Annotated in this window: 6 protein-coding genes and 1 pseudogene; all 7 read right to left on the reverse strand. The window is 67.1% G+C overall.

What is annotated here, in order from left to right; translation table 11 throughout:
• Positions 1-1720 (reverse strand): Clp protease N-terminal domain-containing protein (locus tag IV088_RS24660; protein ID WP_291107296.1); only part of this gene is annotated, 1720 nt, incomplete at its 3' end.
• Positions 1721-1862: 142 nt separating this feature from the next.
• On the reverse strand, positions 1863-2615 hold the full coding sequence (locus tag IV088_RS24665; RefSeq protein ID WP_291107298.1) for a GNAT family N-acetyltransferase: 753 nt from the start codon (positions 2613-2615) through the stop codon (positions 1863-1865).
• A 13-nt stretch (positions 2616-2628) separates the two neighbouring features.
• Positions 2629-3102 (reverse strand): molybdopterin synthase catalytic subunit MoaE, encoded by a 474-nt coding sequence (gene moaE / locus IV088_RS24670; protein ID WP_291107301.1) that lies wholly within the window; start codon positions 3100-3102, stop codon positions 2629-2631.
• A gap of 2 nt (positions 3103-3104) precedes the next feature.
• Positions 3105-3356, reverse strand: coding sequence for a MoaD/ThiS family protein (locus IV088_RS24675; protein WP_291107304.1), 252 nt, complete (start codon positions 3354-3356; stop codon positions 3105-3107).
• Positions 3353-4633: a gephyrin-like molybdotransferase Glp gene (gene glp / locus IV088_RS24680; RefSeq protein ID WP_291107307.1), complete on the reverse strand. Its 1281-nt coding sequence runs from the start codon at positions 4631-4633 to the stop codon at positions 3353-3355. The genes IV088_RS24675 and glp overlap by 4 nt, the downstream gene beginning before the upstream one ends.
• A 34-nt stretch (positions 4634-4667) precedes the next feature.
• Entirely contained in the window at positions 4668-5201 is a 534-nt protein-coding gene (gene mobB / locus IV088_RS24685; protein WP_291107310.1) for a molybdopterin-guanine dinucleotide biosynthesis protein B, read from the reverse strand.
• 19 nt (positions 5202-5220) lie between these two features.
• Positions 5221-6122, reverse strand: a pseudogene (locus IV088_RS24690) (threonine synthase); the annotation flags it as partial.

A 6122-nucleotide genomic window follows, 5' to 3' on the forward strand; every position in this document is an offset into this window, starting at 1 on the left:
TGTGCAGCTTGTCTTCCATCACCAGCAGCTTGTCGCGCTCGCCCTGCATCAGCTTGGCGACCGGGATGCCGGTGGCGCGCGCCACCACCTCGGCGATCTCTTCGGCGCCGACCTGGGTGCGCAGCAGCTGGGGGCCCACGCCCGCGCCGCCCTTGGCCTTACCGGCTTCCTTGTCCTGGGCTTCCTTCAGGCGCTTCTCCAGATCGGGCAGCTTGCCGTACTGCAGCTCGGCCACCTTGGCGAGATCGCCCTTGCGGGTCAGGCTTTCGATCTGCTGGCGCAGCTTGTCGATCTCTTCACGCACCTGGGCGCTGCCCTGGGCCGTGGCCTTCTCGGACTTCCAGATCTCATCGAGATCGGCGATCTCTTTCTGCAACCGCGTGATCTCTTCTTCGATCAGGGTCAGCCGCTTCTGCGAGGCTTCGTCCTTTTCTTTCTTGACGGCTTCGCGCTCGATCTGCAGCTGGATCAGGCGGCGGTCGAGCTTGTCCATCACCTCGGGCTTGGAGTCCATCTCGATCTTGATCTTGGACGCGGCCTCGTCGATCAGGTCGATCGCCTTGTCGGGCAGGAAGCGGTCGGTGATGTAGCGGTGGCTCAGCTCGGCCGCGGCCACGATGGCGGGGTCGGTGATGTCCACACCGTGGTGCACCTGGTAGCGCTCCTTCAGGCCGCGCAGGATGGCGATGGTCGCCTCCACCGTCGGCTCGCCGACCAGGATCTTCTGGAAGCGGCGCTCCAGCGCGGCGTCCTTTTCAATGTATTTGCGGTATTCGTCCAGCGTGGTCGCGCCCACGCAGTGCAGCTCACCACGCGCCAAGGCCGGCTTGAGCATGTTGCCCGCGTCCATCGCGCCCTCGGCCTTGCCCGCGCCCACCATGGTGTGCAGCTCATCGATGAAGACGATGGTCTGGCCTTCGTCTTTGGCCAGCTCGTTCAGCACGGTCTTCAGGCGCTCTTCAAATTCACCACGGAACTTGGCACCGGCCAGCAGCGCGGCCATGTCCAGACTCAGCACGCGCTTGCCCTTGAGCGAATCCGGCACCTCGCCGGCCACGATGCGCTGGGCCAGGCCCTCGACGATGGCCGTCTTGCCCACGCCGGGTTCGCCGATCAGCACCGGGTTGTTCTTGGTGCGGCGCTGCAGCACCTGGATCGCGCGGCGAATCTCGTCGTCGCGGCCGATCACCGGGTCGAGCTTGCCCAGGCGGGCGCGCTCGGTCAGGTCCATGGTGTATTTTTTCAGCGCCTCGCGCTGGCCTTCGGCTTCGGGGCTGTCCATTTTCTGGCCACCGCGCACGGCGGTGATGGCGCTTTCCAGGCTCTTGCGGGTCAACCCGTTTTCGTTGGCGATGCGACCGAGTTCTCCTTTCTGATCGGCCACCGCCAGCAGGAACAGCTCACTGGCAATGAACTCGTCACCGCGCTTGATGGCCTCCTTTTCCGTGGCCTGCAGCAGCTTGCCCAGATCGGGGCTGGGCTGCACCTGGTCCTGCCCCTGCACCTCGGGCAGGCGCTTCACGGCCGCCTCGGTCGCTTTGGCCAGGCCCTGCACGTTCACGCCCGCGCGCTGCAGCAGCGACTGCGGGCCGTCGGTCTGGCGCAGCATGGCCAGCAGCAGGTGGGCCGGTTCGATGTAGGCGTTGTCGGCGCCCAGCGCCAAGGTCTGGGCTTCGCCCAGGGCTTCCTGGAATTTGGTGGTGAGTTTGTCGAGTCGCATGAACAGGCACTCCGCAAAAATTTGATTGGAGTGCATCTGGCGCTGAACGCGCGGTTTTCAAGACGCGAAACGACGTCGTTTGACCTGCATCAAGCTTGCCGGCGAGGCGCACGGCACCGGCCTCGGTGCGCGAACCGACCGGCTACAGGGGTGCGCGCCAGTAGGTGTAGGGCCAAGCGGTGGTCATGCCGGCCCGTCGATACAGCGCCAGCGCCGGCGCATTGGCGGCATCGACCTGCAGGAACGCGCGGGCGATGCCCCGGCGCTGCGCCTCCAGCGCCATGCCACGGATCAGCCGGCCCGCCAGCCCCCGCCCGCGCTGTCCGGCCGCCGTGCGCAGGCCGTGCATGCTGAGCCAGCCCTCGGTGAAGCTGGCGGCGCCGCAGGCCAGGGTCTGCCCGCCTTCGCGCAGGCTGGCGAACAGGGTGCCCTCGGCGCGCGACAAGGCGCGCGAGCGGCTCGCGCCGTCCACCGGATCGAGCCCTTCCCCCAGAAACATGGCCATCCAGGCCGCGTCGGGACGCTCGTCCAGGGAGACGCCGTCGGTGTCGCTGGCGAGGCCCAGGAGGCCTTGCAAGGCGCCGGTCTGGGTCAGCGTGGGCTGCTCGCTCTTGAAACCCCGTGCCGTCAACGCCGGCCACCAGGCCTCGAACGACGGCTGGTCCGGCAGGCGGAACACGGGTCGCACCCCGGCGTCGCGGTAGCGTCGGGCGATGAGGTCGATCCATGCGGGATCGTGGGCGCCGTGGTGTAAGGGAACAGCGCTGTGGGCTCGACCAACGGTGCCGTGGTCCATGGGCAGCAGCCAGCCCTCGATGGCCTCGACCCGTTCGGGCGCCACCGCGGCGAGCGTGGCGCGTTCGATGGACGCGATGTCGGCGGCGCTCAAGGTCATGGCCACGGCGCCTTCACGCGTTCTGGCTGCCGATGCCCCATTTGGCCAGCGCGGCGTCGTCGCTGACCCGCGCGTCCACCCAGCGCGCGCCGTCGGGCGTCTGCTCCTTCTTCCAGAACGGCGCCTGGGTCTTCAGGTAGTCCATCAGGAACTCACAGGCCTGGAAGCTCTCGCCCCGGTGGGCCGAGGTCACCGCCACCAGCACGATCTGGTCCAGCGGCTGCAGCAGGCCCACGCGGTGGATCACACGGGCACCCAAGATGTCGAAGCGCCGATGGGCTTCGTCGATCATGGCTTCGATGCTCTTCTCCGTCATGCCCGGGTAGTGCTCCAGCTCCATGGTGCTGACGCTCTGGCCGTCGTTGCGGTCGCGGACCGTGCCTACAAAGGTGCACACGGCGCCCACGCCCTTTTCATCGGCACGCAAGCGGGCCACCTCGGCCGACAGGTCGAAGTCCTGGGTCTGGATGCTGACTCGGGCGTCCATGTTCAGCCTCCGGTCACGGGCGGGAAGAAGGCGACTTCGGCGTTGTCGACCAGCGCCGCGGATTCATCGGCCATGGTCTGGTTGATCGAGACGCGCACCGCGCGGCCTCGTGCCAGGGCTTCGGCGTGCGCACCTCCTCGGCCGATGAGCTCATCGCGCAGCGCGGCCAGCGTCGTGGCGCTGGTTTCCAGCACTTCGTTGCCGGCACCGATGGCCTCGCGGATGGAGGCGAAATACCGCAGGGTGACTTTCATGCGAGCAGGTCCGCGAAGGGGAAGTAGGCCACGGTGTCACCGTGGGCGATGGTATGGCCGGCCGGGTTGTCCACCAGGCCGTCGCCCCAGACCGCCGAGGTCAGCACACCCGAGCTCTGATTGGGAAACAGGTCCAGGCCACCGGCCGCGTTGCGGCGCACGCGCAGGAATTCGCGGCGCTTGTCGGCTCTCGGCAGATCGAAGTGGGCAGGCAACATGACCGGCTGCCATGCCGGCACCGGCGCACCCTGCAGCTTCAGCAGGAAAGGCCGGACCAGCAGCAGGAAGGTGACAAAGCTGGACACCGGGTTGCCCGGCAGACCGATGAAGTGGCAAGGCTGGGCCGCATCGGTGCCCGCACCAGCATCGCGCCGCACGGTGCCGTACGCAAAGGGCTTGCCCGGCTTCATCGCGATCTGCCACAGGTCCAGGCTGCCGAGCTGTTGCACGGCGGGTTTGATGTGGTCCTCTTCACCCACCGACACGCCGCCGCTGGTGAGGATGAGGTCGTGGTGGTCTGCAGCGGTCTTGAGGGCAGCGAGCGTCAGGTCGCGCTGGTCGGGCACGATGCCCAGGTCGCTCACCTCGCAGCCCAGGCGCAGCAGCAGCGTGCGCAGGAAAAAACGGTTCGAGTTGTAGATGGCACCGGGTTTCATCGCCTCGGGCGCCACCTCGCCCGGCATCACGAGTTCGTCGCCGGTGGAGAACAAGGCGACCCGCGGTCGCGCCATGACGGTCAGGTGTGCCATGCCGATGCCGGCGGCCAGGCCCAGGCTGGCAGGCGACAGCCGGGTGCCGCGGGGCAGCACCACGGCACCCCGCGTCACGTCTTCGCCAGCGCGGCGCACCCACTGGCCGGGCGCGGGCACGGCGTCGATGTGCGCAGCGTGCAGGTCGCCGCCCACCTCGCGCGTGTCTTCCTGCATCACCACCGCGTCGGCACCCGCCGGCATGGGCGCGCCGGTGAAGATGCGCGCGCAGGTGCCCGGCTGCAGCGGCTGGGCCGCGTGACCGGCCGCGATGCGCTGGGACACGGGCAGCACCACGCCTTTGGCGCTCACATCGGCCACGCGCACGGCGTATCCGTCCATCGACGAGTTGTCCTGCGGTGGCACGTGCAGCGCGGACACCAGGTCGGTGGAGAGCACCCGGTGGTCGGCGTCGAAGGTGGCCACGGACTCGGTGCGCACCAGCGGCGTCACGCGGCCGAGCACCTCGCTCAGCGCGTTGTCCAACGACATCAGGGGAGCACGGTGGGGTTGGGGTGCAGCGGTCATGGCCAGTGGAAAGAGGTGCTGCGCAACAGCGTGGTCAGAGGTAGGCGTCGGGGTTGTAGTCGAAACGATCCCCATTGTCGACCAGCCAGGTGGCCAGGGCGTCGGCATCGTTCAAATCCAGCACCGGCCGCTGGGTCGCTTCGGGCAGCTGTCCGGGGCTGTCGGTGGCGATGGCCACGATGAACGGGTCGTCGGGGTAGCGGGCGGGTTTGGCGCTGGCCGCGCGCCAGACCTCGATCTTCTGCAGGTCGCTGTCCTTGAAGCCTTCCACCAACACCCAGTCCACGCCGGCGTACAGCTCGGCCAGCAGGTGGTGCACGCTCAGCTCGCGATCACGCTCGAATTCGCGCATCAGCACCAGCCGTTTCGCCGAAGCGACCACCACCTCGAAGGCGCCGGCCTCCCGGTGACGCCAGGTGTCTTTCCCCGGGTGGTCGATGTCGAACTGGTGGTGCGCGTGTTTGACCACCGACACGCGAAGGCCGCGCAACTTGAGCGCCGGGATCAGTTGCTCGACCAGCGTGGTCTTGCCGGAGCCCGAAAAACCGGCGAAGCCGACGACCTTCATTGACGAACGCCGCCGCGGCTCACACCGGGCAATGGTCAACGATGTAGCGCTTGACCGCGACCGTGTCGGCCTGCATCACCCTCACCCGCTTGGGCAGGGCTTCGATGCCATCGAACTGAGCAGGCCGGTGCGGGTCGCGCCCCAGGGCTTCGCGGATGGTGTCGGCAAACTTGATGGGCAGCGCCGTTTCCAGCACGACCATCGTCTCGCCCGGGCGACGCAGCTCCCGCGCCACCTTCACACCATCGGCGGTGTGGGTGTCGACCATCACCCCGAAACGTTCGAAGGTGTCCTTGATCGTTGCGAGGCGGTTGGCATGTGTGCTCTTGCCACTGGCAAAACCGTACATCGTGGCGGCGTGCGCGAACAGTGGGTCGTTGCCGAGATCGAAGCGGCCGTGCAGGCGCAGCTCCTCGTCGAACAGGCGCTTCGTGCGCGCACTGTCACGACCCAGCAGGTCGAACACAAACCGCTCGAAGTTGCTGGCCTTGGAAATGTCCATCGACGGGCTGGAGGTTTCGTAGGTGTCCGAACTGCCACGCACCCGGTAGGTACCTGTGCGAAAGAACTCGTCGAGCACGTCGTTTTCGTTGGTGGCCGCCACCAGGCGCTCGATGGGCAGGCCCATCTGGCGGGCCACGTGACCGGCGCAGATGTTGCCGAAATTGCCGCTGGGCACGGTGAAACTCACCTTCTGCTCGTTGCTCGTGGTCGCCTGGAAATAGCCAGCGAAGTAATAGACCACCTGCGCCAGCAGGCGCGCCCAGTTGATGGAATTGACGGTGCCGATCTTGTACTTGCGCTTGAAGTCCAGATCGTTACTGACGTTCTTGACAATGTCCTGGCAGTCGTCAAACACGCCTTCAATGGCGATGTTGTGGATGTTCTCGTCCATCAGGCTGAACATCTGCGCCTGCTGGA

The sequence above is a fragment of the Hydrogenophaga sp. genome, assembly GCF_018780075.1.
Lineage (GTDB): Bacteria > Pseudomonadota > Gammaproteobacteria > Burkholderiales > Burkholderiaceae_C > Hydrogenophaga.

What these genes read in the sequence shown, in the direction of transcription:
- IV088_RS24675 (WP_291107304.1), bottom strand. Translation starts at nt 3,356, where the DNA reads ATGAAAGTCACCCTGCGGTATTTCGCCTCCATCCGCGAGGCCATCGGT.
- moaE (WP_291107301.1), bottom strand. Translation starts at nt 3,102, where the DNA reads ATGGACGCCCGAGTCAGCATCCAGACCCAGGACTTCGACCTGTCGGCC.
- IV088_RS24665 (WP_291107298.1), bottom strand. Translation starts at nt 2,615, where the DNA reads ATGACCTTGAGCGCCGCCGACATCGCGTCCATCGAACGCGCCACGCTC.
- glp (WP_291107307.1), bottom strand. Translation starts at nt 4,633, where the DNA reads ATGACCGCTGCACCCCAACCCCACCGTGCTCCCCTGATGTCGTTGGAC.
- mobB (WP_291107310.1), bottom strand. Translation starts at nt 5,201, where the DNA reads ATGAAGGTCGTCGGCTTCGCCGGTTTTTCGGGCTCCGGCAAGACCACG.